Annotated in this window: 25 protein-coding genes; 4 read left to right on the top strand and 21 right to left on the bottom strand. The window is 46.4% G+C overall.

The features are described 5' to 3' along the window. Positions 1–24: 24 nt before the first annotated feature. The 15 genes from QCB44_RS02690 to QCB44_RS02620 all read right to left on the bottom strand — a co-directional run bounded on the left by QCB44_RS02690 (position 25) and on the right by QCB44_RS02620 (position 15,868). Positions 25–1,020 (bottom strand): NAD-dependent 4,6-dehydratase LegB, encoded by a 996-nt coding sequence (locus QCB44_RS02690; RefSeq protein ID WP_279407787.1) that lies wholly within the window; start codon positions 1,018–1,020, stop codon positions 25–27. A 73-nt stretch (positions 1,021–1,093) separates the two neighbouring features. Then, complete coding sequence (locus tag QCB44_RS02685; RefSeq protein ID WP_279407786.1) at positions 1,094–2,338, bottom strand: murein transglycosylase domain-containing protein; 1,245 nt, start codon at positions 2,336–2,338, stop codon at positions 1,094–1,096. A 49-nt stretch (positions 2,339–2,387) separates the two neighbouring features. Beyond that, positions 2,388–3,431 carry a flagellar hook-associated protein FlgL gene (gene flgL / locus QCB44_RS02680; RefSeq protein WP_279407785.1) on the bottom strand — a complete coding sequence of 348 codons (1,044 nt, stop codon included), beginning with the start codon at positions 3,429–3,431 and terminating at the stop codon, positions 2,388–2,390. A gap of 4 nt (positions 3,432–3,435) precedes the next feature. Further along, positions 3,436–5,274 (bottom strand): flagellar hook-associated protein FlgK, encoded by a 1,839-nt coding sequence (flgK, locus tag QCB44_RS02675; RefSeq protein ID WP_279407784.1) that lies wholly within the window; start codon positions 5,272–5,274, stop codon positions 3,436–3,438. A gap of 51 nt (positions 5,275–5,325) precedes the next feature. Continuing rightward, complete coding sequence (locus QCB44_RS02670) at positions 5,326–5,754, bottom strand: rod-binding protein (RefSeq protein ID WP_279407783.1); 429 nt, start codon at positions 5,752–5,754, stop codon at positions 5,326–5,328. 16 nt (positions 5,755–5,770) lie between these two features. Beyond that, on the bottom strand, positions 5,771–6,871 hold the full coding sequence (locus tag QCB44_RS02665; RefSeq protein ID WP_279407782.1) for a flagellar basal body P-ring protein FlgI: 1,101 nt from the start codon (positions 6,869–6,871) through the stop codon (positions 5,771–5,773). Positions 6,872–7,213: 342 nt separating this feature from the next. Next, entirely contained in the window at positions 7,214–7,924 is a 711-nt protein-coding gene (locus QCB44_RS02660; RefSeq protein WP_279407781.1) for a flagellar basal body L-ring protein FlgH, read from the bottom strand. A gap of 40 nt (positions 7,925–7,964) precedes the next feature. Further along, positions 7,965–8,756 (bottom strand): flagellar basal-body rod protein FlgG, encoded by a 792-nt coding sequence (gene flgG, locus QCB44_RS02655; RefSeq protein ID WP_279407780.1) that lies wholly within the window; start codon positions 8,754–8,756, stop codon positions 7,965–7,967. A gap of 24 nt (positions 8,757–8,780) precedes the next feature. Continuing rightward, positions 8,781–9,524, bottom strand: coding sequence for a flagellar basal body rod protein FlgF (locus tag QCB44_RS02650; RefSeq protein ID WP_279407779.1), 744 nt, complete (start codon positions 9,522–9,524; stop codon positions 8,781–8,783). A gap of 272 nt (positions 9,525–9,796) precedes the next feature. After that, positions 9,797–11,383: a flagellar hook protein FlgE gene (locus QCB44_RS02645; protein ID WP_279407778.1), complete on the bottom strand. Its 1,587-nt coding sequence runs from the start codon at positions 11,381–11,383 to the stop codon at positions 9,797–9,799. A 94-nt stretch (positions 11,384–11,477) separates the two neighbouring features. Beyond that, positions 11,478–12,167, bottom strand: a complete 690-nt coding sequence (locus QCB44_RS02640; protein WP_279407777.1) for a flagellar hook capping FlgD N-terminal domain-containing protein — start codon at positions 12,165–12,167, stop codon at positions 11,478–11,480. A gap of 21 nt (positions 12,168–12,188) precedes the next feature. Then, the gene (gene flgC / locus QCB44_RS02635; protein WP_279407776.1) at positions 12,189–12,599 is read right to left on the bottom strand and encodes a flagellar basal body rod protein FlgC; all 411 of its coding nucleotides are present in this window, start codon (positions 12,597–12,599) and stop codon (positions 12,189–12,191) included. A 28-nt stretch (positions 12,600–12,627) separates the two neighbouring features. Beyond that, on the bottom strand, positions 12,628–13,026 hold the full coding sequence (gene flgB / locus QCB44_RS02630; protein ID WP_279407775.1) for a flagellar basal body rod protein FlgB: 399 nt from the start codon (positions 13,024–13,026) through the stop codon (positions 12,628–12,630). A 455-nt stretch (positions 13,027–13,481) separates the two neighbouring features. Next, positions 13,482–14,891 (bottom strand): hypothetical protein, encoded by a 1,410-nt coding sequence (locus QCB44_RS02625; RefSeq protein ID WP_279407774.1) that lies wholly within the window; start codon positions 14,889–14,891, stop codon positions 13,482–13,484. A gap of 2 nt (positions 14,892–14,893) precedes the next feature. After that, on the bottom strand, positions 14,894–15,868 hold the full coding sequence (locus tag QCB44_RS02620) for a chemotaxis protein (protein ID WP_279407773.1): 975 nt from the start codon (positions 15,866–15,868) through the stop codon (positions 14,894–14,896). 139 nt (positions 15,869–16,007) lie between these two features. Between QCB44_RS02620 and flgA the strand changes: the two genes are divergently transcribed. The 4 genes from flgA (at position 16,008) to QCB44_RS02600 (ending at position 18,441) form a co-directional block, all read left to right on the top strand. Then, on the top strand, positions 16,008–16,697 hold the full coding sequence (flgA, locus tag QCB44_RS02615; protein ID WP_279407772.1) for a flagellar basal body P-ring formation chaperone FlgA: 690 nt from the start codon (positions 16,008–16,010) through the stop codon (positions 16,695–16,697). A 115-nt stretch (positions 16,698–16,812) separates the two neighbouring features. Next, positions 16,813–17,124: a flagellar biosynthesis anti-sigma factor FlgM gene (gene flgM, locus QCB44_RS02610; RefSeq protein ID WP_279407771.1), complete on the top strand. Its 312-nt coding sequence runs from the start codon at positions 16,813–16,815 to the stop codon at positions 17,122–17,124. 19 nt (positions 17,125–17,143) lie between these two features. Next, positions 17,144–17,638, top strand: coding sequence for a flagellar protein FlgN (locus tag QCB44_RS02605; protein WP_279407770.1), 495 nt, complete (start codon positions 17,144–17,146; stop codon positions 17,636–17,638). 200 nt (positions 17,639–17,838) lie between these two features. Beyond that, positions 17,839–18,441 (top strand): PilZ domain-containing protein, encoded by a 603-nt coding sequence (locus QCB44_RS02600; protein ID WP_279407769.1) that lies wholly within the window; start codon positions 17,839–17,841, stop codon positions 18,439–18,441. A gap of 83 nt (positions 18,442–18,524) precedes the next feature. Here QCB44_RS02600 and QCB44_RS02595 read toward each other — a convergent pair whose 3' ends face one another. From QCB44_RS02595 to pepN, 6 genes are all read right to left on the bottom strand, one after another. Then, positions 18,525–18,812, bottom strand: a complete 288-nt coding sequence (locus QCB44_RS02595; RefSeq protein WP_279407768.1) for a hypothetical protein — start codon at positions 18,810–18,812, stop codon at positions 18,525–18,527. A gap of 76 nt (positions 18,813–18,888) precedes the next feature. Next, positions 18,889–19,428, bottom strand: coding sequence for an LPP20 family lipoprotein (locus tag QCB44_RS02590; protein ID WP_279407767.1), 540 nt, complete (start codon positions 19,426–19,428; stop codon positions 18,889–18,891). Positions 19,429–19,439: 11 nt separating this feature from the next. Then, the gene (locus tag QCB44_RS02585) at positions 19,440–19,697 is read right to left on the bottom strand and encodes a hypothetical protein (RefSeq protein ID WP_279407766.1); all 258 of its coding nucleotides are present in this window, start codon (positions 19,695–19,697) and stop codon (positions 19,440–19,442) included. 20 nt (positions 19,698–19,717) lie between these two features. Further along, positions 19,718–20,803, bottom strand: coding sequence for a hypothetical protein (locus tag QCB44_RS02580; protein WP_279407765.1), 1,086 nt, complete (start codon positions 20,801–20,803; stop codon positions 19,718–19,720). Between the two features lie 112 nt (positions 20,804–20,915). Further along, a complete protein-coding gene (locus QCB44_RS02575; protein ID WP_279407764.1) occupies positions 20,916–22,271 on the bottom strand; it encodes a hypothetical protein in 1,356 nt (451 codons plus the stop codon). A 99-nt stretch (positions 22,272–22,370) separates the two neighbouring features. Next, a complete protein-coding gene (pepN, locus tag QCB44_RS02570; protein WP_347710083.1) occupies positions 22,371–25,019 on the bottom strand; it encodes an aminopeptidase N in 2,649 nt (882 codons plus the stop codon). Positions 25,020–25,145: the final 126 nt, after the last annotated feature.

The raw sequence follows: 25,145 nt of genomic DNA, 5'->3' as shown, positions 1-25,145 counted from the left end.
TTCAGAGCCATTTCCAACGGTTGGTCACACATTATAAATACCCGCTTTATAACGCTTGAGGTTGTCATCCTGAGTAAACCACTCAATGGTTTTAGACAGGCCTGATCGAATATCGTGTTGCGGTTCAAACCCAGTCAACTCATGGATCAAACGGTTATCACACCACAGGCGGAACACCTCGGAATCTTTAGGACGCATACGCTGTTCATCCTGAACAAACACCACGTCACTGCCCATCAACTCCTTAATCAGTTCCAGCGTATCCTGCACGGAAATTTCATAGTTGGAACCGATATTGACCGTTTGGCCAATGGCTTCATCACAGGCGGCAATCGCCATCATCCCCCGACAGGTGTCGGTGACATAATTGAAATCGCGGGTCGGCGAGGTGTCACCCAATTGAATCTCTTTTTGGCCGTTGGCAATTTGGGTGATGATGGTGGGAATGACCGCCCTTGCCGACTGTCTCGGTCCGTAAGTATTGAATGGACGCGCAATGCACACCGGCATTTCAAAGGCGTTGAAATAGGACATCGCCATCGCATCCGCGCCGATTTTACTGGCACTGTACGGTGATTGCGGCTGGGTGGGATGCTTTTCGTCAATCGGCACATATTGCGCGGTGCCGTAGACTTCCGAGGTGGAGGTATGCATAAAGCGCTGTACGCCGTTTTCCAGACAGGCCTGGGCCATATTCAGGGTGCCATTGACATTGGTTTCCACATAGGAGTTGGGCGCAATATACGAGTAAGGAATGGCGATCAACGCCGCCAGATGAAACACGGTATGGCAGTCTTGGGTGATTTTTTTACACAGAAATGGATCGCGGACATCGCCACTGACAATCTCTACTTCACTCAATAGCGGACTCTGCTCCAGCCACCCCCAGTCGTTAAAGGAGTTATAAAGACATAAGGCCCTAACTTTCGCCCCTGCTTCCACCAGTGTTTCAACCAGATGCGAACCGATAAAGCCGTCCGCGCCCGTTACCAATACCTGCTTCCCTTGCCAGTGACTCATTCCCAGTGTCCGTGTTTTATGCTGATTTTTTTATTATTAACGGCTTAATAACGTATTTTTTTAAAATTTTTTATTAAGCCGAAAGTATCTGCTGATAACGATCTTTGGCTTTTAACACCTTATCCAGATACTCGCGCGTCTCTTTCGACGCGTGCTCAAAACGTAACTTACGATAAACCTGGCGCGGGTGCAACTGATTGATGCTCTTTACGGCCTGCTCCGGGGTTTGACCAAACAGTTTCAGTACCGTTGACAAACCGCCATTATAGGATGCGATCGACAGCAGCTCTTTGTTTTGCGGGTTTCGCACATCGGCCAGATACTCGTGCTTCAAAAGCCCTAAGTAGGCCGTCCCCATGCGAATATTATTCTGCTCGTCAAACAGCTCTTCGGGCTTGGGCATGCCCGGTTTTTGATCGATGTACTGATAAATATCACGTCCCGCCGTTGCCGCTTTCAATTGCATCAACCCTAACGCATTGGAACGGCTGACCGCATCGGGCTTGAAACGGCTTTCCGTTTCCATAACGGCGAAGACCAGAGCGGGATCGACCTTGAAGGTCTGTGCGTACTCCGACACCCAGTGCTGATATTGTTCAACGGGCTTTGGGTAACTTGGAGACACTAACGGAATGGAAACGGCAACGAAACTTCCTTCCTCATCTTGCAGTTTTTCAAGATGCTCCGATTTTAAAAGGTAGTCGGCGTACTCAAACGCATTGACTGGATATTTAATCGGCTTCCGGTTTTGATCCAATACCTGGCGATAAAAGTGAGGGCGATTTTGAAAAGTAAGGCTACCTCGGCCAAGCAAGTCTTCAGAAAACGGATCATCACTGAGCAAGAGGCGTGCAATGGCACGCTTCATCAGAGCTTTAGTGGCAATTGATTCCGGAAACTCAACCACCAGTTCATTTTCATACATCACCACTGTAGGCTGAAGCGGAGCAACTTCCGTTAAGGGTGAAGCATTAACAGAGCTGCTTTCTGTGGTCTCTGCAGACAGAGACTCATGCTGGACAGTGGCTTGCGATGTCGAATCGTTCTCAGTCAATGGCTCCACCACAACGGGTGTGGGCTTTTTGACATCACTAACTGCAACTTGAATCGAAGATCCGCTCTTTCTCTCATCCGCAGGCAGTGAAGTGCTGCTGATAAGGCGTATACCTGTGACCTCATAAGCCTCAACCAAAGCTTTCTGGGGCTTTACAGCTTGGTATTGAACCCAGTTTTGAAAACCTGACAAGGCACTTCCCGCGGCAAAGAGCAACAGGCCTGATGCAATCAAAATTGAAAAAAGAGAATTCGATAATTTCACAAAAAAGCCTCCATATAGGAGGCTTTAGCAAAAGCAAGGCCAATTAAACCTATCTTAGGTACTCAAACAGTGATAACCCCTGGACTCGGGTGAAAATCTGTTGCGCCATCTGCAGAGCATTTTCATTTTTAGTCAAGTCGGTAATCCCTTCGACAACGTCCATGTCTTCCAACTTCGAGCGTCGCTCCTCAAGCGCCAATTTAAAGGCTTCACCGGCATCATATTGGGATTCGATACGGTTTTGTCTCCCACCAATTTCAGCGCGCACACGTGTCAATTGTCCGATGGATGCATCCATATCGCTGACCACCTCATCCGGTGGCGAATCCCCAGCAGCCAATGCATTCTGAAGCTCAACCAATACATTCAGGAGGTTACTGTCCGGTGTACCGGTACCGGTATTATAGGTAAAGGGCGTGGTGGCACCCGGCACTTGGAACACCTTATCGCCATTATCCGTAACACGTACACGGCTCGGATCACCCAAATCATCCGGATCCAGCTTGTTATCTGCATCAAAACTGATTTGAACAAAACGGGAACCATAATTCGCCAAAGGTTCATAAACCGGGTTGCCCGCTGAGTCTACCTGTCCAATGGCATTGGTACTTCCAATATAGGCGTAGTAACCCGGATTGTTCGGGTCTTCAACAAACGCCAACTCTGCATCCACATTACTTCCCGCAAACAGTTTTTCACCATCAGAATTGGTATAGTTCATCATATTGAAAACCTGTTTGACAATCTGGCCCACCTCTTCTGCTGCGGCTTGGCGATCAGCTGAATTGTAAGTATCGTTCATCATCTGAATAGCAAGTTCTCGAGCTCGCTGAACAGACTCAACCGTATCGTTAATCGCGGTTTCCTCTTGCACTAATTGAATTTGCGCATAATCACCGTTTTTTGCATACTGATCAATCGTATCCATAATACGGTTTAGAGAGTGAATTTGAGTAATCGCCACCGGGTCATCTCCAGGCCCATTCACTCGCTTTCCAGAACTCATTTTTTCCTGGATATCCATCAGTTCACTTTGATGCTTCTGAATGGACCCAATTCCCTGACTTTGGAACATGTTGGTTGAAATTCTCATTCTCTTATCCTCTCACCACGCCTAACAGGGTTTGAAATATACTTTGTGAGGTAGAAATAATTTGTGCGGAAGCCTCATAGGCCTGCTGAAAACGCATCAAATTAGCCGCTTCTTCATCCAGACTGACTCCCGACAAGGATTCTCTTTGATTCATAATCTGATTGTACACATTCGTCTGAGCGGTAAGCTGTATCTCCGATCCGCGAACATACATCCCCACTTTACTGGACATAGTCGAATAGCCGCCTAAAAGGGTTTCTGACGCAATTCCATTATTGTCTGCCAACAGCAGTTTTTTGGATTGCAAGCTGGCCATATTCGCCACATTGACGTTATCGCCATAGGCACCTGGCGCGGGTATCTCATCGGCTAAAGAACCGTCGTTATCAGAATCAACGGGACTTTGGCCTCGCGTAGCCAATAAGTCCGAATCGGCAATCACCGATTCAAACTGATCCAAAATATCTTGATGCGGTTTCACTAAGAAACGATCATTATCAGCATAAACGCCGCCATCCGCTTTAAACTCCAGTCCATCAATAATAGCCGGAGTGAGCGGATCATTCGCAAACGAACCGAGTAACGTCGATTCTCCCTTTTCATATACATCAAAAGAGTTGGTACCCGCATTAAAAACCATTTCATACTCTCTGGGCTGCATTTCACCAATGGCCGTGAAAGCATTATTGAGATACTCTTCTTTGTCCCCATAGGTTGTGGGCTGTGTCGCCGGCGTATATGGTGGTTCACCATTAAAGCCAGCGGCCGGTTGCAGAGGATTAAAGGTTACCGTCAACCCGCTCCCACTGCCTGATGCAGGATCGTTATTGATGTTTTTAATTACATTTGAAGTAAGCGGTTGAAACAATTCAGCTCCCGCATCACCATTAATATCGTAGCCCTGGTAATGCTGCCAGTTCATTGAGGCCACAAAACCATTTAGCGTTAAACCAAGATCGTTTTGCGCCTGATCCAACATGTTGTTTCTGAAGTCTAAAACACCCCCCATCTGCCCCCCCGTCAGATAATCGCTGATGACGGTTCTTTGGCCACCAATACTCATATAGACTTCAACGCGGTTTTCATCACGGTAAGGACTGAAATCTGTCTCCAAGTAAGTAACGGTACCGTCACTTAACAAAGGTAAGCGCCCATTGGCCGTATGAATATCTATGCGCCCGTCATTTTGCTGAAAGACCTGTACATCGATATAACCACTGAGCTCAAGAATCGCCTGATCTCGCTGATCCAGGAGGTCGTTGGGAGGTTGCGTTCCAACCGTCAAAGCCCGCGAGACTTCTTCATTAATTCTTTGAATCGTGTTTAAACGATCATTTACTTCGACCGCCAAGGTATTAATTTGATCGTTTACCTGTTCATGAACCTCACCAAGCACCGCGGTCATATTGCGGATCTGGCTTTCCATATTATTGGCTTCATCCAAAACCATTTGACGCGTGGATGTTGAAGTCGGGTTATCGGCAACCTCTTGTAAGCTATCGAAAAAGCGTTGCATAAACTCTTGCACGCCTTCGTCGTTACTGGCCACAATCCCTTCAACCTGTTGAGACAATTGCAACTGCTGATCATAACGTTCGACTAGAGAGTTGCTGCTGTTAAGCTGCTTTTGAATGTAATCAGCCTGAATTCGAGTTACCGTATCGACCCGCGACCCGCTTCCGAGGAAACCTTGACCAGCAACAGATGGAGTATTCGCGGCTATTTCCGCTCTTTGGCGTGAGTACCCTTCGGTACCGACATTGGCAACGTTATGACTGGTGACATCAAGCGCCGTCTTGTACGCGTTAGTCGCATTTGAGCCAATAATCAGAAGATCTGACATAATGTATTCCTTTTCTGGTCAAGCAAACAGGTTACGTTTAGCGCATGGCTGTTATTTAATCTTTCTGAGTGCCAATACCTGTTGAGTAGAGTCAACCGCATCCGCTTTAGCTTCTGTAGGCCATTTTGACACGCCTTGATCCCGCGGAGCAAGTTGCTCAACAATGTTATCGGCAAATCCCAACGTTCCTTTAGCGGCTAAATCTTGTGCCAACTGTTTGTCATACCAATCTTTATAGAAATCGCCCTGATTGCCATCCAGCCAGCCGTCGTCAAAACTGACCTTGCGCGCTTCTTTTAAAATTTGCTGGACAAAAAGAGCCTCAAACTGTTCGGCAACCGGTCTCAAAGCGGCACGCTCGTCTTCACGAGCTTGCTTCTTAAGATCATTTAACGCACCGATATCCGCATAATTCTGATAGTTTTTCAGGCCACCTTGTGACCCTGATAGCAAATCGGATGAATTTTGAATCCCCATCATTATGCCCTCTTTAGATTTAGATAATCATCAGTTCGGCTTTCAATGAACCGGCCTGCTTCAAGGCTTCTAAAATGGCGACCAAGTCTCCAGGAGCGGCACCCACTTTATTCACCGCCTGCACAATATCATTCAAAGAAACGCCTTGCGGAAACTCAAACATGCGTCCGTCACCCTGGTTTTGAACCTCAACATTGGTCTGTGGTGTGACGGCCGTATTGCCGCCAGCAAACGGATTAGGTTGTGAGACCGCAGGATCTTCGCTGATTTTAACCACCAGTCCACCGTGAGTAACGGCGGCTGGGCTGACCTTAACATGCTGACCGATGACAACTGTACCTGTACGAGAGTTCACAATCACCTTAGCGGCTTCCTCTCCAGGCGTGACTTCAATATTTTCCAGAACCGACAAGAATGCAACACGTTGGTTTGGCAAACGCGGCGCCATGACATCAATCGACTCGGCATCTCGCGCACTTGCCGTGCCTTCTCCCAACATGGCGTTAATGGAATTGACCATATTGGTGGCGGTGGTAAAGTCAGCATCTTTCAAATTCAGGGTAATGGTATTGCCCAAGTCAAAACCGGTATTCACCGTGCGCTCCACCGTCGCGCCATTAGGAATACGTCCAACACTCGGAATATTAATGGTAATTCGCGAACCATCCGCTCCACTGGCATCCAAACCACCGACAACCAGATTCCCCTGAGCCAAAGCATACACATTGCCGTCAACCCCTTTCAGTGGTGTCAGCAACAGAGTCCCTCCACGCAAACTTTTGGCATTTCCTAGAGACGATACCGTAATATCGATCTTGGAACCTTGCTTGGCAAACGCCGGCAAATCGGCATGAACGGCCACGGCTGCAATGTTTTTGGAGTTGGTTTTCACGTCTGGTGGTACATGGATACCAAACTTATTGAGCATGCTCAGCAAACTTTGCTCGGCGAACGGCGTTTTGTCACCGGTCCCATTCAGACCGACAACCAGACCATAACCAACCAACTGGTTGGTTCTCACCCCCGCAACATTGGCCAGGTCTTTGACACGCTCTGCCCAGGCTTGTCCATTCCACAATATCATTAACGTCAAAAATATGACTGCTTTTCTGGTCAACATTGATATTCCTCCTAATCAGAATAACCTGTTGTTTTAGTTATATATTCGTATTTTATGCAATGCGCAAAAAGTGACACTTTTCACATAATTACATGGATTTTGATATTAGAAAAGCAGAAGGTGTGCCAAAGAGAAAGTGAAACACTCCTAAAATCAAAACAGGATTCGGAAGGAACAGGAAAGAGAGAAAAAACCGACCTGCAAAAAGGAGATTTGAAAAACAGGCCGGTAGAAAACGATGCGACTTAGCATAGAATCAACGGAAATACACTAAGTCAATAATTTGATTGCGGTATTATACCAAGTAATAAAAGTGTAATGAATATTGATTTAGACACCCAATTAAATCGGCCAGTATTTATTCATCCACTGCGTCAAGGCGCTTGGACGGCCGGTGTCGCCCGACATACCAACATCTTTATAAACCAGTCTTACATCTGCCACCTTGGTCGAATCGATACTGTTATCCGGACGGATATCCTGGGGGCGAATAATCCCTGCAAACTGAATCACTTCATCCCCCTCATGAATGGCCAAGCGTTTTTCACCGCGCACCACCAAATTACCATTTGGAATGACCTCTACAACGGTCACCGCGATGGCCCCTGTCAAACTGGAATTTTGTTTCACATCACTTTTACCCTGGAAAGACCCGGTTGAACCGTAGCCAACCCCCAAGGTTCCCAATTCAGAAGCGACTTGCCCGGCACTGCGACCAAATACGTTTAAAGGTGTGCTGACTCCAAAATCCTGTGAATTAGATTTGTTGTACTTCGCTTCATCCTTTTTCTTGGCGTCGAACTTTTCCGTCAAGGTAATGGTAATAATGTCTCCAACACGGTGCGCGCGCGAATCATCGAACAGCGTCATGGCCCCGGTTTGATAAAGCGATCCATTATTCGGCTGAGTTTGTTGCGGAATATTCAACGGGTAATTCGGTTCAAAACTCATTTGTTGAACTCGTTCCGGTGTTGAACTGCATCCGCTCAACAACGCCACGGTAAAAACGAACAGGCCTGTTGAAATTTTGGAAGTATGTCTTAAAACATTCATGGTTCTGTCCTCTTAACGACTTATATCAACTTAAGTCCAATTAAGTATTGTTATTCAGGTATTGCATCATGCCATCCGCAGCCGAGATAGCTTTTGAGTTCATCTCGTAAGTGCGCTGAGCTTCGATCATGCCAATCAATTCTTCCACCGTATTGACGTTAGACCCTTCCAAAGCGCCCTGTAAAACACTTCCCGCTTCGGCAGTCTGAGGGTTGTTAATGTTCGGCGCACCACTGGCAGTGGTTTCACTATAAAAATTCCCCCCGATCGATTCCAAACCGGCTGGGTTTATAAAGGTAGCCAGCTCGATTTGTCCAACTTGGTTTTGCGCTACATTACCCGGCTGTGTAACAAATACGGCACCGTCTCGGGTAATCGAAATTTCAGTCGCATCCTGAGGAATATTGATATTGGGTTCCAGCAAATAACCTGATGAAGTCACAATATCGCCGTTCTGGTTAATCTGGAATGAACCGTCACGGGTATACATGATTTCACCGTTAGCATCCAGAACCTGGAAAAAGCCTTTTCCTTCAACGGCAATATCCAGCTGATTGTCCGTCACGATGATGTTACCCTGGGTATGAATTTTCTGGACGCCAACCGCTTTCACCCCTGTACCCAACTGCAAACCGGAAGGCAAGGTATTCGCCTCATCCTGAGTGGCTTGCGCACCGGGCTGACGAACATTTTGATAAATCAAATCATCAAATTCAGCCCGCCCGGATTTAAAACCATAAGTATTGGCGTTGGCCAGGTTATTCGAAATAGCCGCCAGGCGGAACTGCTGTGCTTCCAAGCCTGTTTTGGCAACATATAATGCTCTGTTCATAACGATTCCCCTAACGTTTTTTTACTATCTAATCGATAACAATTGGTCAGACTTTTGGGCATGAGATTTTGCCGTTGACATCATTTTTACCTGCATCTCATACTTACGCGAAAGCTCAATCATATTCACCAGTGCTTCAGCCGTATTCACATTACTGCTTTCAACAGCACCCGAAACCACCTTAACAATCCCTTGCTCTAAAGGGGGTTCACCCTCAAGCTGGCGGATATAGCCATCCTCACCCTTTTGCAAGGATTTCAGATCCGGCTGCACTAATCGCAACTGATCCAATACGACCAACTGGTTGGTTGGCGCACCTTCTGGAACAATGGAAATAGTGCCGTCATCTCCAATGGTAATGTTTTTTGAAGGTGGAATATTAATCGGCACCCCGCCTACGTTCAGAATAGGATTACCCTTGACATCAACCAGGTCACCATTGGCGGTCAGCTGCATGCTGGCGGTCCGAGTGTAAGCTTCATCACCCTGCGGGGTCTGAATCGCCAAAAATCCGTCTTCCTGAGTCATCACATCCAAATTGCGTCCGGTCACTTTCAGAGCACCTGGCGTAAAATCTGTCGCCGGACGCTCATCCAGAGAGTAGGTACGCGTATGCCAACCCGGACCTTCCATGTGTTGCGCTCTGAACTCGTTAAAGTCCTGCTTAAAGCCATCCGTATTCGCATTCGCCAAATTATTGGCATTATTCGCCTGCGACAACATGACCTCTTTGGCGCCACTCATTGAAATGTATAACATCCGATCCATAACGATTCTTCCAACTTGAACGTAGTGAGACTGTTATTTATAAATGCCGTTTTTGACGGCGTTTCTCTTGTGTGTTTAGCGAAATGTCTTTTTTTTGACACTTTCTTTTATAGTCAGAAAGAGTACAGCAGGCACCGTGCCAACTTTAATTAAAAAAAGATTAAAGGTTTTAGAAAAGCAGTCGATAAACTTATAAGGAAAGGTTTGCCATATGGCAAAAAGGCCGGCAAAGGTTTGCCGGCAAGACCAGAAAAAAGCTGTAATAAAATGGATTACAAGTTCAAGATCGTTTGCGTCAGCTGCTGAGAGGTTGAAATAACCTGGGCTGAAGCCTGGTAAGTACGTTGAGTTTGAATCATGTTCACCAGTTCTGCGGCGACATCTACGTTAGAGTACTCCAACGAACCGGCATTAATGGATCCCAAACCACTGCTTTGCGGTGACCCCAATTGAACCGTGCCGGAAGCAAATGATTCCGCGTAGTTCTGAGCACCTAATTTTTCCATCGCATTCTTATCTGAGAAGTTGGCAAGAGCCAGCTGCGCTACCGGAACTGAACGCCCGTTTGAATAACGCGCTTCAATCACTCCGTCAAGACCGGTATTCAAACCAACCAAGTCACCGACCGAATAACCGTTTTGCGATACACCGCGTAGGTTGTAAGTACCTGCAAATTGAGTCATCTCAGAAAAGTCGATATCAATTTTAATGCGGTTATTGGCTGGATCGTTCAAACCTAAAGGATCCGTTGCACCGGTTAATGGGTTGGTAATTTGAAAGCTCAGCTCTGATTCCGTACCTACGGAAGCCCAGTTGCCCGCTGTCGCACCTAATGGTTGCTGTGAGTCAGTCTGCTCACCACCAACAAATGCTGAATCATACAATCCAGGGCTTGCTGGATCCTCAGGTTGACGAACATCGATTAGATTTCCGTTGGTATCAAAACGCAATTCAAAAATCTGACCGAATTCACCTGTTGGGCCTTCACCAACGTCACCAGTACCGGTGATTCCATCAGCACCGTTATCATAACGTTCACCACTTTGTACCCACTGCCCTGTCGCTTCATCGTAATCTTGCATGGTGTACTGAACCAGCCAACTGGTGTATTTTTCACCAGAGGCCAAATCAGAATTCCCCCCAGCGATAGTTGAATCGATCACATCACGCTTATAAAAGTTAGCCGTCAAGCGATGTTCACCACCCAAGGTATCATGCACAATCTTATTCGTTGAGAAATTTGGGAACCCGCCATAAGTATCCCCGATCAGGTTAGGCAAGTTAGTTACCGACCCGACACTGGTTTCCGTCGCTACTGCCGTGCTGGTGTCAATATTGTTGATCTCTTGACCATCCAGGTTAATATCGAACGTCATCTCATCCGTTGCCTTAGGAATCTTGTTCAATTCATCCAAATCAATTGATCCTAAAGTGGTTTCAAATACAGGGTTAGTTTCTGTGGACAGTGTCTGGTTCAACAAATACCCCTGAACCTTATTGCCTTCCTGGGAAGTCAAATAACCATCCTTATCTAATTTAAAAGAACCATTGCGCGTGTAAATATTGTCATAGCGTCCGGTTTGATCTTCCAAAACAAAAAAACCTTCGCCGTCAATCGCCATATCCAACTCACGCCCGGTGCCGTTGATGGTACCCTGACTGAAATCTTGAGTGATTGCAGCGACTCGCGCCCCATTACCAGGTGAGTTTTGTGCACCAGAAAACATGTCCGCAAACTCGGCACGAGATCCTTTAAAGCCGACCGACTGAGCATTAGCCAGGTTATTCGAAATCACCCCCAATCCAGTTGAGGCTGCATTGATACCACTTAAGGCATTTAAATCGTATGAGACACCCATGATATTCTCCTTGTGTACGATTCAATTCCAGGAGTTATCTCTCCTTGAATTGTGTTAAGCATTTGAAATTTTCAGATTAATATTATTTTTTTATTTAACCGCTGATTTCTCTGACCGCATCCATCGAGACCCGCTCTCCGGTCGCCAGCGTTAAAGTAATGGTTCCATCGGTATTAACCCCGACCGTATTGACTCTGGAACCGACTACGGTATCGATAGACTGCAAATCACCGTTTTCATCGGTTCCGTAAGCGGTTAGGTTATAGACTCCACTGGCGCGCTCCTCTCCATATTTATCGATACCGTTCCAATCGATCGTTTTCTCGCCTTCTTGTAAGCTGCCCACATCAATCTCTTTAACCACACCGTCTTCATTTGAAACCACCACAGTGACATCTGTCAGCGGCTGGTCCGCCGTCAAACGAAACTGAGATGAGACACCCTGGTTATGAGAGAACTCCTCGCCATTGACTTGAACGTTTCTGCCAATCAGGGAAGCCCCCTGCAGGGTTTGCATATTTTGAAACCCTAGAGTCATGGCTTTAACCGACTCGGTCATTTGAGTCGTCGCTTCCAACTGACTCATCTGTGTCAGATCTGATATAAAGTTAGTCGGATCCATCGGTTTTGTCGGATCCTGGTTCTGCATCTGTGTGGTTAGCAGCATTAAGAATTCGGTCTGCCCCATCTCATTGCTTGGAGCAAAAGACGCGGGATTCGAACTCTGCTGCATTGCAGCCATATAGTCGGTTGAGCTAGTGTTTACAGTTAAGTTGTCTGCCATGTTCTATCTCCTGAGCGCTGGCTATTGCCCTAGCTGAATGGTTCTTAAAAGCAGTTGTTTCGAAGTATTCATCACCTCAATATTGGTTTCGTAAGAGCGTGATGCGGACAGCATATTCGCCATCTCTTCCACCACATTGACATTCGGACGGTAGATATAGCCTTCTTCATTTGCCATAGGATGGTTTGGGTTATACTCCATCTTCAATGGGGCTTGGCTTTCTACGATCTCTTTAATACGCACCCCGCCTTTTGGCTCTTGAGTTGTACGATCCAGAATCGTTTGGAACACCGGCTGTTTGGAGCGATAAGTTTCATCCGCATTGGAGCTGACGCTATCGGCATTCGCAAGATTTGAAGCCACGGTATTCAAACGCACCGTCTGCGCATGCATGGCTGAAGCGGAAATATCTAAAACATTAAACATCGACATGATTACCTTCCTCTATCAACGTTTTGGATTACTCACCGCGCAAGGCACCGCGAATACCAGTAATTTTGCTGTTAATAAACTCCAATGTCGCTTGGTGCTGCATGGCGTTTTCCATGAATTGGGCTTTTTCCACATGGGTTTCAACCGTATTGCCATCCAGTGAAGGTTGCGTTGGCATGCGGTACTTCAAAAAATCTTCCGTCGTGGTCTCGGCAAACCCTTCAATATGACGTGCATTGGTTCGAACCATATCTGGCTTAGAGGTGCTTAACTCTTCACTCGCTTGCGTCATCGCCTTGCGGAAATCGATATCGCGTGCTTTAAAATTAGGCGTATCGGCATTTGCCAAGTTGTTAGCCAGCAGCTCTCCGCGCATAGTGCGAATTTGCAAGGCACGTTCATGAATACCAAAAATAGAGTCCGCCATCGCTATTCTCCATGTCCAATTTACCGTTCTTGAGTGAACACCACTCGGGTATACGTCAAAGAACCATTTAACTTGCTGAGAATTTAGCAACAGCAATGCCAAAAAACTAAAAAACTGGATTTTTTATTAAAAAAAGACTCAAGTTTTGAGCAAATCGGCCGAGTGACTCTTTTTAAGACCTTGAGATTAAAAAAAGTGGCCAAATGCTAAAAAGAATAGAAGAAAGACAAAGTCTGCCCCGCCTAAAAAAACAATAAGCGAAATGAAATGACAAAAAACTGACAGTTCCCTTATACGAGAAAAAAGCGAACCAGATAGAACACAATTAAAATAACAAATGAATAAACTGAACAGGCCTGCTCAGTTTAAAAAGAATAGCCTAACGGTTAAGCTGCAAGCGACTGTTTATAGAATGGAGATGGATAAGTTTCTTACCATCACAGCTTTGCAAAAAGCTACCAGGGTCTGACACGGTCTCCAACCTGAATAACCCCTTTTTTACCGACAAGTTCTGCGACTGCAAAACGTGGCAAAATACGTTTAACCTTAATAAAGGCACCCGGCACTTCATCATGGCCGAGATTCACCCCCTGAAATTCAACCCCACGTCCCTGTCGTTGATAAACGGCAAGCTGATCGCCAACTTTCACGCCCGAAGCCGCATTTAGGTAAAGCACATATTCGTTATTCCGCACATCGATAATCTGGGTTTCCAATGGCTGGCAGCGCAATGCAGCCACCACATCTTCAACCTGCTTATGCAATAAAGCATGAAAGGCCATGCCTGTGTCGGTGGCAAAAAACGCATTACTGCCAAACGGACGCTCACGACCGACACGCACATCACCCTTGACGTCAAAACCGCCGCGCTGCTGATGCACGACGGTGCGTTTCATAAGGTCAACGATATACCAATCCACCTCAAGATAACGGCTGTCCGGTTTGACTTCCAGGTTATAGAAGCGTTTCACCTGATTCCAATTCGGACTATCTTCTTCGTGCATTGAAACCGAACGCAACACAGAAAGTAACACAAATTGAGCACCGCTTTGGTCGCGAATCGGCTCCAACACTTCCGGCGAAAGGTTTGGCGCGATCAGCTGATTGGGGTCGACCGCCAAACGGTTTTTTAACACCGTTAAATTACGGTAACCCTGTTGACTTAGGCGGCGATTCAATTCCGTTTGATAGCCCGCCAATAGATTAGAAATATCTCGAGCCTGATAACTGTCAGCCACGACTAAAGGCGCGATAGCCAGCCGAGGTTGATACAGGTTCGCTGCAAGATTTTCACAATATTGCGGGTCGTCCGTCAGACAGACTCGCATCTTCACTCGGTAATGCAGAGCTCGTTTGATCTCTTCGCCATATTGATCAAACGGCTCTTCCAATCCTTCTTCCAAAATTTGATAACTTTTGATTTTAGTATGCGAAGTAAACCGGGTTGCGTCCCGAGTAACATCAAACCCCTCCATGGCCTGATCAGATGCTACGCTGACATTGTGATTTAAGCTGGCAAAGGTTAGGCCGTTACGAATCGCCATCTGTCGAGCAAACGCTTCATCAACGCCTTCGGTACTGGCGGTTCCCATGACCGTAATACACAAAAGATCTTGATCCTGATGCGACCCAGTATTACCTGCAACAGATGCTGGCAAATCAGACTGGTTTGAATTGGGTTTAGAAGCACCACAACATGGCAACTCGCCATAAATTGGCGAAATCACGACAGGTTCCAAAGAAGGGTCCAAAAACGGATTCATTTCTGTTTGTGCGACGGCCTGGCATGACATCAAGGCGAATGACACAACGTACAGCATGGCACAAAACCGGTTCACACCCCACCCTTCTTTGGATAGCCACATGTTCAAGCTTCCTTCAGCTCGTTCTGACGAGAAACGTCATCCACACGATGCACAATGGCACGGGCCAACTCTTCACCATGCCACTTTGACAAGAAGACATTCGCTCCAACCTTTTCCGTTAAGCTTTCATTAAACCCTCCACTTAACGAAGAATTCAGGACCACATAAAGATCTTTTAAACGGTCGTCTTTACGGATACTTGAGGTCAAGGTATAGCCATCCATTTCCGGCATTTCGATATCCGAAATCACCATTAAAACACGTTCACTCACTGGAGGCGCAACCCCTTCCTCTGCTTCATCCGCCCACTTCTTGAGTAGATCCAGTGCCAGCTTGCCATTATTGACAATTTTATTGCGAATACCCAACTTGTCCAATGTGCTTTTGAGAAGCGTTCTCGCCACTGTAGAGTCATCAGCCCCCAACACAAAATAATCATGCCCGCTGGTTTTAAATTTTTGCGCATCCACAAACTCATCCGAAGCGCCTTCTGGAAAACCGGACACTTCTGCCAGCACTTTTTCCACATCCACAATTTCAACAATCTGTTCACGCGCCCGGGTTATCCCCGTTAAATAATTGACACCTTGCAGGCTATCCGGAGGGGGCAAAATGTCCTCCCAACGCAAATGCACAATTCGATCGACATCCTCAACCAAAAACCCCTGCACCGAGCTATTAAATTCCGTCACAATGGTCAAGGTATCAGGGTAACGCTCTGGATCAACCGGCTCTAAATCCAATGCTTTCGCCAGATCAATCATCGGCATCGTTAAGCCACGAATGTCCGAAACCCCCACTACGCGTGGGTCTGCCTTAGGCACAGCAGAAATTTTCGGCGTGCGAATCACTTCACGCACCTTAAACACATTAATACCAAAAAGCTGCTTACCTCTAATTGTAAACAAAAGCAGCTCCATACGGTTCATGCCGGCCAACGACGTTCTTTGGTCAACCCCTTTTAGAAAGCTAGACATTGTTTCGCCACCTTATCCATAGATCATTCATTATTTTTTGATTTCTGCCCGTTACTATAACTCAAGGATGTTTAAAAGTCGCTTTAACACATGATAGACTTCACCTATGGCAAATCTTACCTCTCCCAAAGCAACTTTTATGTGCATGGCAATCTTAGCGTTTATGCCCCTTCCGGCATTGAGCACCACCAGCCCAAGCCCTGAGCACCAGCCTCTTGAAGCCATTCACTCCCAGGCGTTGGAATTCTTAAAGCAAAAAGTTGACCAAAAGTTACACAACCCTAAAATCCATCTAAAAAAACTCTCTTCCCGTATTCGCTTACCACGCTGTGAAACGCCACTGCAAATTCATGATCGCACGCCCAATAAAATCGCAGGCCGCGTCACTCTCGGCATTAAATGCAAGAACCCAGCCTGGCAAACCTTTTTAAGCGCCACCATAGAAGGTGAGCTTGCAGCGGTGATTTCCACTCAAGGAATTTTAAAACAGGCCGTTATAAAACCAGAAGACGTTAAACAGGTCTATGTCAATTATAAAAAAGTTGGCGATGACAGCCTAATTTCCGCAGAAAAGGCCATTGGCATGCGCGCGAAAAAAGCCATAGGCCCTAACGAAATTTTGACGATTCGTGATTTACAGCCCCCTTATTGGGTATTTAAAAAGCACCCCGTTAATTTAATCTCTAAAATAGGCACGGTAGAGGTTAAGACCAAGGGTGTGGCGTTAAGCGACGCAGTTGAAGGCGAACAGGTACAAGTAGAAAACAGCGCAACCGGAAAAACGGTAAGAGGCATAGTTATTGCTCCGAATACCGTACTGGTTCCATAATCTTTCACTTTTGTAAAAAAAATGAGCTAAAGATTCTGTAAAGAGGCCGATAACTCTATTAGATTCTTAAAATTACTGGTAAAATTACCAACAAACGGATGTGAGGCAAACCGTCATGGATATTAAAAACCTAAACAACAACATCGGTTCTGGTCGAGCTGCTGAACAGGTCAAGATACAAGAAAGATCTGCTGGAACCCATACCTCAGTAGCCGATAGTCAAGAACAATCTACTGATAAGGTAACCTTAACCAGCTTTCTGACCGAAGTTCGCGATCTTGAACAGAAAGCGGACAAGGTCGAAGTGAATAACGAAGATCGAATCGCAGCCTTGAAAGCAGCGATCGAAGATGGTTCTTATCAAGTCAACACTCAAAAAATCGCGGAACGTTTGATCCAATCAGACGCACTCCTGGCAACACTATAAACAGGAGACACATCTAGCGATGAGTCAACAGGCAGCAACCCTCTTTAATTCAACAGAATTTGCCTCTCACATCGGCGAATTAAAAGAGTTGCTTAGCCTTTTCCTAGAAACTCTAAAGTCTGAGTCAGACCTTTTAAAATTGCCTCCTTCCGACCAACTGACTAAAACCCTGCAACAGAAAAGCGAGTTGGCAGAACAACTGCAAACAAGCCAACATAGCTTAGAAAGCTTCCTTAAGACTTCTGAACTACAACACTTGTCGCAAGTGCTCGCCCCCCCGCATTCTGAACATCTTGACAACGCTCTTAAAAAACAAATTCAAGACGTTTTAACACTAAGCCAGGCATGCAGTGATTTGAACCTAGCTAACGGCATCAGCGTACAAATGCTTAGCAACATTAATCAGGCTTCTTTACGCATTTTAAGCGGTGGGCCAGAACAGACAACCAATACCTACAGTGCAAAAGGCGAAACTCAAACCGGTGACAAGCGCTCACCAATCGCTAAAGCCTAACCTCTCTATCCTCATTACGACATATAGACCATCTGCCGCCTCTCTTCGCATTTTATTTGCGGTTGGCTCGGTTTCTGCTAAGCTTACTCTCAAGACAAGCCGGGCTATGGGCGATAAAGGTAGCCCTAAATATTTAACAGCCGATACAAAGCAACCTAACAGGCACATGCCCATTTAGTGTGCATAAAAAGTGAGTTTCAATGAAAAACGACCAACGTTTATTTTTCAGAATTGATGTCATGATGCCATGCAGTTATCGCATCGTGCATCCAGATGAAGCCGACAATCTGGTTCTTCCCGATACACCCGATGCGAAGTACATCGAAGAATATTTCATGAAGAATCTGATCGAGCTTGATGAACAGTTGAATGAGATCATCTCACAGATCAACCTCAAAAGCAGTCTATTGGCAACCGCATTGATGGCAATGAACAGTAAGATTAACTTTTTGATGCAAACCATCAATGCCGATCAACTGAGTCGCGCCATCCCTCAAAAACTCGTTAACTTGAGCGGTGGCGGCATTTCTTTTACCATTAACGAACCGGTCGATATTGAAGACAAAATCGACCTTCTTTTAAAGCCACTGGAAAACGAGTCGCCAATATTGGTACGCTGCAACATCGTATCCATCACGCCTATAGCGGATGAAAAGAACTGCTTCCGTGTCGCTCTAGAGTATCAAAAACTTTCAGAAGAAGACCGCCGCAAGCTGCTCTACTTTATTCAATCGAAGGAAATTGAATTTGCCCAAATGGAACGCAATCCTGCTAATAAAGAGATGGAAGATAAGACAGAATAACAATGTTCAGACGAAAAAAGAAAAGCCCGGCAAGCAGAATCAAACTTGCCGGGCTTTTTTATTTGAGTAAATTTAAAGAGCTTTTACGGAAAGGCGTAACGCGAATCCTGACCATTCGCTTTTTTCTTGGCTTCCATCTCTTGCACGATTTTAGTCACCTGTTTTTGCAAGTCATCCACAGTACCCAGCTTTTCATTAACCTGGTGCTCATAAGCTTTGCGTGCGGCGGATTCCGCTTGAATTTTTCGGTCAAACTTTGAAACCTTACTTTCTAAAATCCTTACACGCGTACTGATACTCGCTGCCTGAGCCACTTCGACCCAAACGAACAGCACAATAAAACTCGCTATCACGGTTTTCTGCTTGATCATTTCGCTGCTACTCCTCGATCTACCCAGTGTACTAGGTGACCGCTCAAACACACCTATAACAATCTAAATAGGCCTGTTAATAAGAACTGATATCTTGGCAATTAATGCAGGCTTCCATTGGCGTCATCGTAACGCCTTTGGAACCACTGTAGACAAACGTGTCCTCAAAAAAACCTTTATCCACATACACTTCTAAAACGGTCTCGTAGTTGTGATCTGCCATAGGGGTAACACTCACGACGCGCGCTCCTCGAACAACAGCGTTGACGCGTGCGCGGAAACTGTCGTTTTTAGCCGTCAACGTCGAAATGGCGGTATTACTGTCGATTTTGATTCCATAGAGCTGTTCCGCCAAAGCACGGTATGCATCTAACTTTGAAGCACGAATGGCCATCAGACGACGTTGGCCTGGCGTGTAAGCAGAAAAAGTACTTTCCGCACCATAGCCAATCCCTGTGATTTTGACTCGCTCACGCGGTTTATAAACAATTTTAGGTTGAACCTGCGTCGGTTCAGCGGTTGGTGTGGCCGCTGTTTTCACTTCAGAAGTACTTGAACAGCCCGCTAAAGAAGCTGCCGTCAGTGCACTGACTAACATTAAAGTATTTCTTTTCATGACATTCTCCATTATTTACTCAAATAATAAGGTTTTTCATACTGACGCCGCGGCTCAATCTTCTGGGTTGAACATCCCTCCCCGTTCTGACTGCACCGCAAATCGTCCAATTCATAACGCACACCAACCGAATAGGTCTTCGGCATGGTCCGAGTCTCATAATAATCCGGTAGATGGTAGTGTGATGACGGAAACAGACTGCACGCGGATAAGGCGCTGACACACGCTGTAGCGAATACCAGGCCTGCCCACTTATGAATTCCGTTCATATCACACTACTCATTGCCATTTATGGATAACTATCCGGATTGGCTTGATCGTAAAACCCGCCATCCGGAGCGGAATACTGATACATATTGTCACCGCCAGCCGGTTTCTCGACTTTCTTCTCGTCTTTGACCTTTTTCACCTGCTGATCGATCAACTGTTTTTCTACCACCTTCACACTGCGCAGTAGTGAGCCGTATTGGCCTTGAACCTCTTTAACCCGACGATTCACTTCATCAATGCGTTTTTGCGCCTTAGCAACCTTGGCGTAAACGGCATTTAACTTATCCTTTAATGCTGGATCTGTTGCCATATTCATTGCCTGTGGCGTGGCTACAGGTAGTGTAGCGGCAGGCATTGCCGTTCCATGAGCAGGTGGCACCTTTTCAGACGTTTTATCTTGTGAAAGATTATTGGCACCATGCCCCGTCAAAGATCCCGAAACGATCGGCGCGGCAACACCGTTTTTTTGCTCCAACGCGACCACATCGCTGGTAAGTTGCTCAAGTTGAAAACTTAATGCGTCTAATTTTTTGCTTAACTCTTTCAGCCCTTCCGATCCGGTATTAGCCAGAATGGTATTTCGCTCTGTACCGACTTTAATATCTTCAATCATGGACTGTGTTTCTTCGTCCAGGCCGCTTGAAGAAGCTAAAGCACTCCAGATTCCAATTCCAATTGCCGTGATGACCAGCACAATTAAAACCGAGCCAAAAATCGTAATGTGTTTTTTAATTGCGTCCATTTCTGCCGCCGATAATCCATTTTTAGATTGTTTCTGTGCGGCCGCTCGCTTAGAGACAAAATCGTCAGCGTCGGCCTCCGAAAAGCGCTTCTCAGCAGGTGACACAGCCTCCTCTACAGCCGCGATCTTTTCTTGGCTGACACGTGGCTCTGCAGAAGCTTCCGCTTCCGCCTGAGGCTCAGCCAACTCCACAGGGGGTTCTGGTTCAGGCTCTACGGATGCCGCTGGCACGTCTTCCACAACCTCTTCCGCCGGGGGAGTCGGTTCAGCAACGGACTCAACCACCTCTTGCTCCGCTTCATCTAGAAGCGCATCAATGCTGTCCAGATCATTCGGATCAAAAGTTTCATCTGCAGATGCCACAAACTTGTCCTTTGTTTTTCATATACCAAAATCGCCTAATATTTAAAGACAATACAACCCGCTTTCTTCAGAAAAAGACACTATTGCTGGCTAATTTAGGGTAATCAACAAATTACTCTGCAGCCGTCTCGCCATAAGAAAACGCTTGCGACTGATTGTCATCCATCCAATAGACGTTGGGTAATAACTGTAACTGTCCTTGCGAATCATTCACCAACTCACCGATCAAAGAGTGCTGGACATAACGATCCTTCTGCAGAATAAGCGGATTATTGACGCTTTCTGCCACCAAGCTTCCTAAAGCATAAAGCAGGCCAACTTGTTGAGAAGAGTCAAAGTTATCCGCATCCTCACGGGAGGATTCAACAATATAAGGCGGGAGAAAGGCGTAAGTTTGCTGCCAGAACGGCAGATTGGCTTGAAAAGCCTCCTTATCTGGGTAAGAAACGGGATACCAAAGATGATAGACATCAAAGAGGTGATAAAAATTCAGTAACGGCTTGACCTGAACGGCTTCGTCCATATCTAAAAATGTGATGACACCATCCAAATCTTGACGTGCGCGCGGCTCAAACTCCAACTCCGTCTGCAGCGTCCTTTGCAACCAGGCTTTGCGATCATAGGAGGCACTGACGCCCAGTCCCTGTTTCACTCCCTGATCCACACCAGGATCGACCGTTGACACATCATAATGAGCAAAAGGATTTTGAGCCAACCAGGCCTGTTGAAATTGCAGTTGCAGCGCATTGTCTTTTTCTGAGGTTAAAACTAAGAGATGGCGCAAAGCATTGTTGTCAGCAAACTGGGTTAAACGCGTCAAGCCATCAAACTTGCTTGGCGCTATTGCTTTCTCATTCACATTAAATGCAGGCAATTGATTCAAATAAAGTGTCGAAATCCCTGTATTCAATTGCTGCCAGGCTAACGCATTCTCTTTATTTAAAGGCCCAATGACAAACTCCGGAGAATAAAGCTTCACCAGCTCCCAAAGCTCGAACATAGTTGGGTAAAGCGCGCTGTCAACCACAATGAAATCCTTATGGAACGGCCAGCGGCTCTTAAGGCCGGATAAAATAGCCTCTCCGGCAACGGCATAATCCCCTGTCAGCGGCAATAGCACCACCACCGTTGAGTCACCTTGGGGCAGACTAAACCCTGACTCTAAGATTTCGCCTTGCTCGGGCGAAGATGGTCGATAATCGCGAATAAATTCCTGAAGAGCTTGGACACGGACCAGAAAACGATCAGGAAGCGTCATCTGTTCTAGCTGGTTCAGATAGCGGCGCAATGTCTCTATATCGCCATTACTTTGGGCCAGCTCAGCTCTCAGCAGCAAGATTTCCTGATCAATCTGTTCGATCTGTTTTCTGAGATCAGCGCTCATTTCCTCTTGCGACGCGGCAAGGCTTGCCGCCGGCAGAATCGGCAACATACAGCTTAAAGCCACTAAAGCCAATCGCCGTCTCACTCCCCATCCACTTACCAAGCTGCTACCCCGCTTCACATCTCAATATTCATTTTTAGTAGACCTGTTGATATCAGAGACTAAATCCCAACAGACTCTAAATTACGCCAAAGATTTAGAGACAATCTCATAGACATCTTTTGAAAGCACCGGTTTGGCCAACAAACGCTCCAACTGCTGTTTCATCAACTGCTGCCGATCCTCATCGTAACGTTTCCAATGTGTAAACGGCGCCACGATTCGGGCCGCGACCTGTGGATTGATCTCATCCAATTTGCTCACCTGATCCGCCAAAAAGCGGTACCCTTGGCCATCCGCACGATGGAAGCCCAACAGGTTCAAACGTCCAAAAACCCCTAGCACACTACGTACCCGGTTTGGATTCTCATAGTGAAAATCAGGATGCTCCACCAACGCCTCTACATGTTCTAATGCATGAATATGATGAGAACCGGCTTGCAAAGCAAACCATTTATCAAGCACTAACGGATCATGCGACCACCGCTGATAAAAACGATCCAAACAGGCCTGTCTATTTTCATGCGTGGTATGCGAAATGGCCTGGAGTGCAGCCAGCACGTCGGTCATGTTGTGCTGTGCATCAAACTGCCCCTCCGCCATTTCAAAGAAATCCGCTTCCAACATCAGCAGATACCCCAGACAGGTATTTTTCAACATGCGTTCGGCAATATCCTCTTTGACGTAAGCGTAACTGCCTTTTTCCTGCAAACGCAGCGCCAAGGCTTGGTAAATCGCCAGCAAACGATTTGAGAAGCGCTTGGCCAGTTCGCCCCGTACCCAACGCTGCACGGCATAAACCGCATCTACATTGATCTGCTGGTACTGCTCGCCAATATAGGTCAGATCCGGCATAGTAATGGCCAAGGCAATCAACGCCGGATCCGTTTGTTTATCGTCCAGCAGCGATACAAATGCACTCAAAAACGCATCCGATAACATTAAAGGCTGCTCTGCTTCGTAACGCTCAATATTACGTTTGATCTCATTTAACGACAGAGTCTGCATCGCCTCCCAGCGTACAAAAGAGTCGCTGTCAGCTTGACTCAATAGGCTCAACTCCGCGTCACTGTACTTGTAATCGAGCTGAACCGGAGCTGAAAATCCTCTTAACAAGGCGGGAACCGGCACTTCACCGACTGATTCAAAGGTAAAGGTCTGCTCGGTTTGAGTCATAATCAATAATGCCTCACGGCCATTGACCTGAACCGACGTAGCACACGCTTGCGAGGGTAACAACGGCAACGCGTTCCCCTCAGCGTTTAACAAGCCCATTTTGATTGGAATCAACAGCGGCTTGAATTCAGACTCCATCTTTGGCAAGGATTGAACACAATACAGCGAGTAACGACGATTTGCCGAGTCATACTCTGTACGCACAGTAAGCTTCGGCGTGCCGGCTTGAACGTACCAGTGATGCATTTGGCTTAGATCAACGTCATTGGCATCGGCCATGGCTTGTCTGAAATCTTGCACCGTAACCGCCTGGCCGTCGTGGCGTTCAAAGTAGAGCTTCATCCCTTTTTGGAAACCCTCTTCTCCCAGCAAAGTATGATAGAGACGCACTACTTCCGCTCCCTTTTCGTACACCGTCATCGTATAGAAATTATTCATTTCAATATACGACTGCGGTTGAATCGGATGGGACATCGGCCCGGCATCTTCGGGAAACTGATGGTTACGCAGGCGCTTCACGTCTTCGATACGCTTTACCGCTGGCGAAAGCATGTCGGAAGTAAACTCCTGATCTCGGAATACAGTCAAGCCTTCTTTAAGCGTCAACTGGAACCAATCGCGACAGGTCACTCGATTTCCGGTCCAGTTATGGAAGTACTCATGGGCAATCACGGCTTCTATGCCCTCATAATCGACATCGGTGGCGGTTTCCGGCATGGCGAGAACATATTTGGAGTTAAACACATTTAACCCTTTATTTTCCATGGCTCCCATATTGAAGTCATCCACCGCCACAATCATGTAAATATCCAGGTCATACACCAGACCGAAGCGCTCCTCATCCCAGCGCATCGATTTCTTGAGAGAAGCCATCGCATGCTCGCATTTATCGATATTTTGCGGTTCGACATAAATACGCAATGTCACCTTACGGTTATCCGCAGTAATGTAGTGGTCCTCAATATAATCCAAATTGCCTGCGACTAACGCAAACAGATAGCTCGGCTTACGGAATGGGTCTTCCCAAATCGCATAATGACGGTTATTCGGCAGTTCACCCGACTCTATCAGGTTTCCATTTGACAGCAAAACACGATTATCCGCTTTATCCGCCACAATTTTGGTGGTATAGAAGGTTAAAACATCTGGCCGATCCAAAAAATAGGTGATCTTTCTAAAACCCTCAGCCTCACACTGGGTGCAGTAATTGCCACTGGTACGGTAAAGCCCTTCCAGCGAGGTATTGGTTTGTGGCGAAATTTGCGTGACAATTTCAAGCTCAAACCGCTCTTGCTCAACCCCCAAGGACAAACCACCCTCATAGAGTTTGCACCGCCGGGTAATGTCATCGCCATCTAAAGCCACACGAACCAATGTCAACTCTTCACCTGACAGCTGCAAAAGTTCTCCAGGATTAAGCTGCCTCATGACCATTCGATTGGTGACCAACGTATGGTTTGGATGAAGATCAAACTCCAGATACACGGACTCAACCTCAAAACCAGGAGGTTGATAATCGGTTAAATAATGAACTTTTGGCTCAACAACACTCATCATACAAATCTCTAACAACAATCTTTTGAATACACCAACACAGTCGGCTTAATAACGGTTTCAGGCAAAGCCTCAGGAGTAAGGCGAAACCCTAAAAACAAAAAAGCCCTCCTGACAATGCCAGGAAGG

The organism is Thiomicrorhabdus sp. zzn3 (assembly GCF_029767755.1).
Taxonomy (GTDB): domain Bacteria; phylum Pseudomonadota; class Gammaproteobacteria; order Thiomicrospirales; family Thiomicrospiraceae; genus Thiomicrorhabdus.
The sequence above is the reverse complement of the archived record's forward strand: the minus strand, read 5'-3'. Positions and strand labels throughout refer to the sequence as shown.

Coding starts and splice junctions, on each gene's coding strand:
- QCB44_RS02690 (WP_279407787.1), bottom strand. CDS start 1,020: ATGAGTCACTGGCAAGGGAAGCAGGTATTGGTAACGGGCGCGGACGGC.
- flgL (WP_279407785.1), bottom strand. CDS start 3,431: ATGAGAATTTCAACCAACATGTTCCAAAGTCAGGGAATTGGGTCCATT.
- flgK (WP_279407784.1), bottom strand. CDS start 5,274: ATGTCAGATCTTCTGATTATTGGCTCAAATGCGACTAACGCGTACAAG.
- QCB44_RS02670 (WP_279407783.1), bottom strand. CDS start 5,754: ATGATGGGGATTCAAAATTCATCCGATTTGCTATCAGGGTCACAAGGT.
- QCB44_RS02665 (WP_279407782.1), bottom strand. CDS start 6,871: ATGTTGACCAGAAAAGCAGTCATATTTTTGACGTTAATGATATTGTGG.
- QCB44_RS02660 (WP_279407781.1), bottom strand. CDS start 7,924: ATGAATGTTTTAAGACATACTTCCAAAATTTCAACAGGCCTGTTCGTT.
- flgG (WP_279407780.1), bottom strand. CDS start 8,756: ATGAACAGAGCATTATATGTTGCCAAAACAGGCTTGGAAGCACAGCAG.
- QCB44_RS02650 (WP_279407779.1), bottom strand. CDS start 9,524: ATGGATCGGATGTTATACATTTCAATGAGTGGCGCCAAAGAGGTCATG.
- QCB44_RS02645 (WP_279407778.1), bottom strand. CDS start 11,383: ATGGGTGTCTCATACGATTTAAATGCCTTAAGTGGTATCAATGCAGCC.
- QCB44_RS02640 (WP_279407777.1), bottom strand. CDS start 12,167: ATGGCAGACAACTTAACTGTAAACACTAGCTCAACCGACTATATGGCT.
- flgC (WP_279407776.1), bottom strand. CDS start 12,599: ATGTCGATGTTTAATGTTTTAGATATTTCCGCTTCAGCCATGCATGCG.
- flgB (WP_279407775.1), bottom strand. CDS start 13,026: ATGGCGGACTCTATTTTTGGTATTCATGAACGTGCCTTGCAAATTCGC.
- QCB44_RS02625 (WP_279407774.1), bottom strand. CDS start 14,891: ATGTGGCTATCCAAAGAAGGGTGGGGTGTGAACCGGTTTTGTGCCATG.
- QCB44_RS02620 (WP_279407773.1), bottom strand. CDS start 15,868: ATGTCTAGCTTTCTAAAAGGGGTTGACCAAAGAACGTCGTTGGCCGGC.
- flgA (WP_279407772.1), top strand. CDS start 16,008: ATGTGCATGGCAATCTTAGCGTTTATGCCCCTTCCGGCATTGAGCACC.
- flgM (WP_279407771.1), top strand. CDS start 16,813: ATGGATATTAAAAACCTAAACAACAACATCGGTTCTGGTCGAGCTGCT.
- QCB44_RS02605 (WP_279407770.1), top strand. CDS start 17,144: ATGAGTCAACAGGCAGCAACCCTCTTTAATTCAACAGAATTTGCCTCT.
- QCB44_RS02600 (WP_279407769.1), top strand. CDS start 17,839: ATGAAAAACGACCAACGTTTATTTTTCAGAATTGATGTCATGATGCCA.
- QCB44_RS02595 (WP_279407768.1), bottom strand. CDS start 18,812: ATGATCAAGCAGAAAACCGTGATAGCGAGTTTTATTGTGCTGTTCGTT.
- QCB44_RS02590 (WP_279407767.1), bottom strand. CDS start 19,428: ATGAAAAGAAATACTTTAATGTTAGTCAGTGCACTGACGGCAGCTTCT.
- QCB44_RS02585 (WP_279407766.1), bottom strand. CDS start 19,697: ATGAACGGAATTCATAAGTGGGCAGGCCTGGTATTCGCTACAGCGTGT.
- pepN (WP_347710083.1), bottom strand. CDS start 25,019: ATGATGAGTGTTGTTGAGCCAAAAGTTCATTATTTAACCGATTATCAA.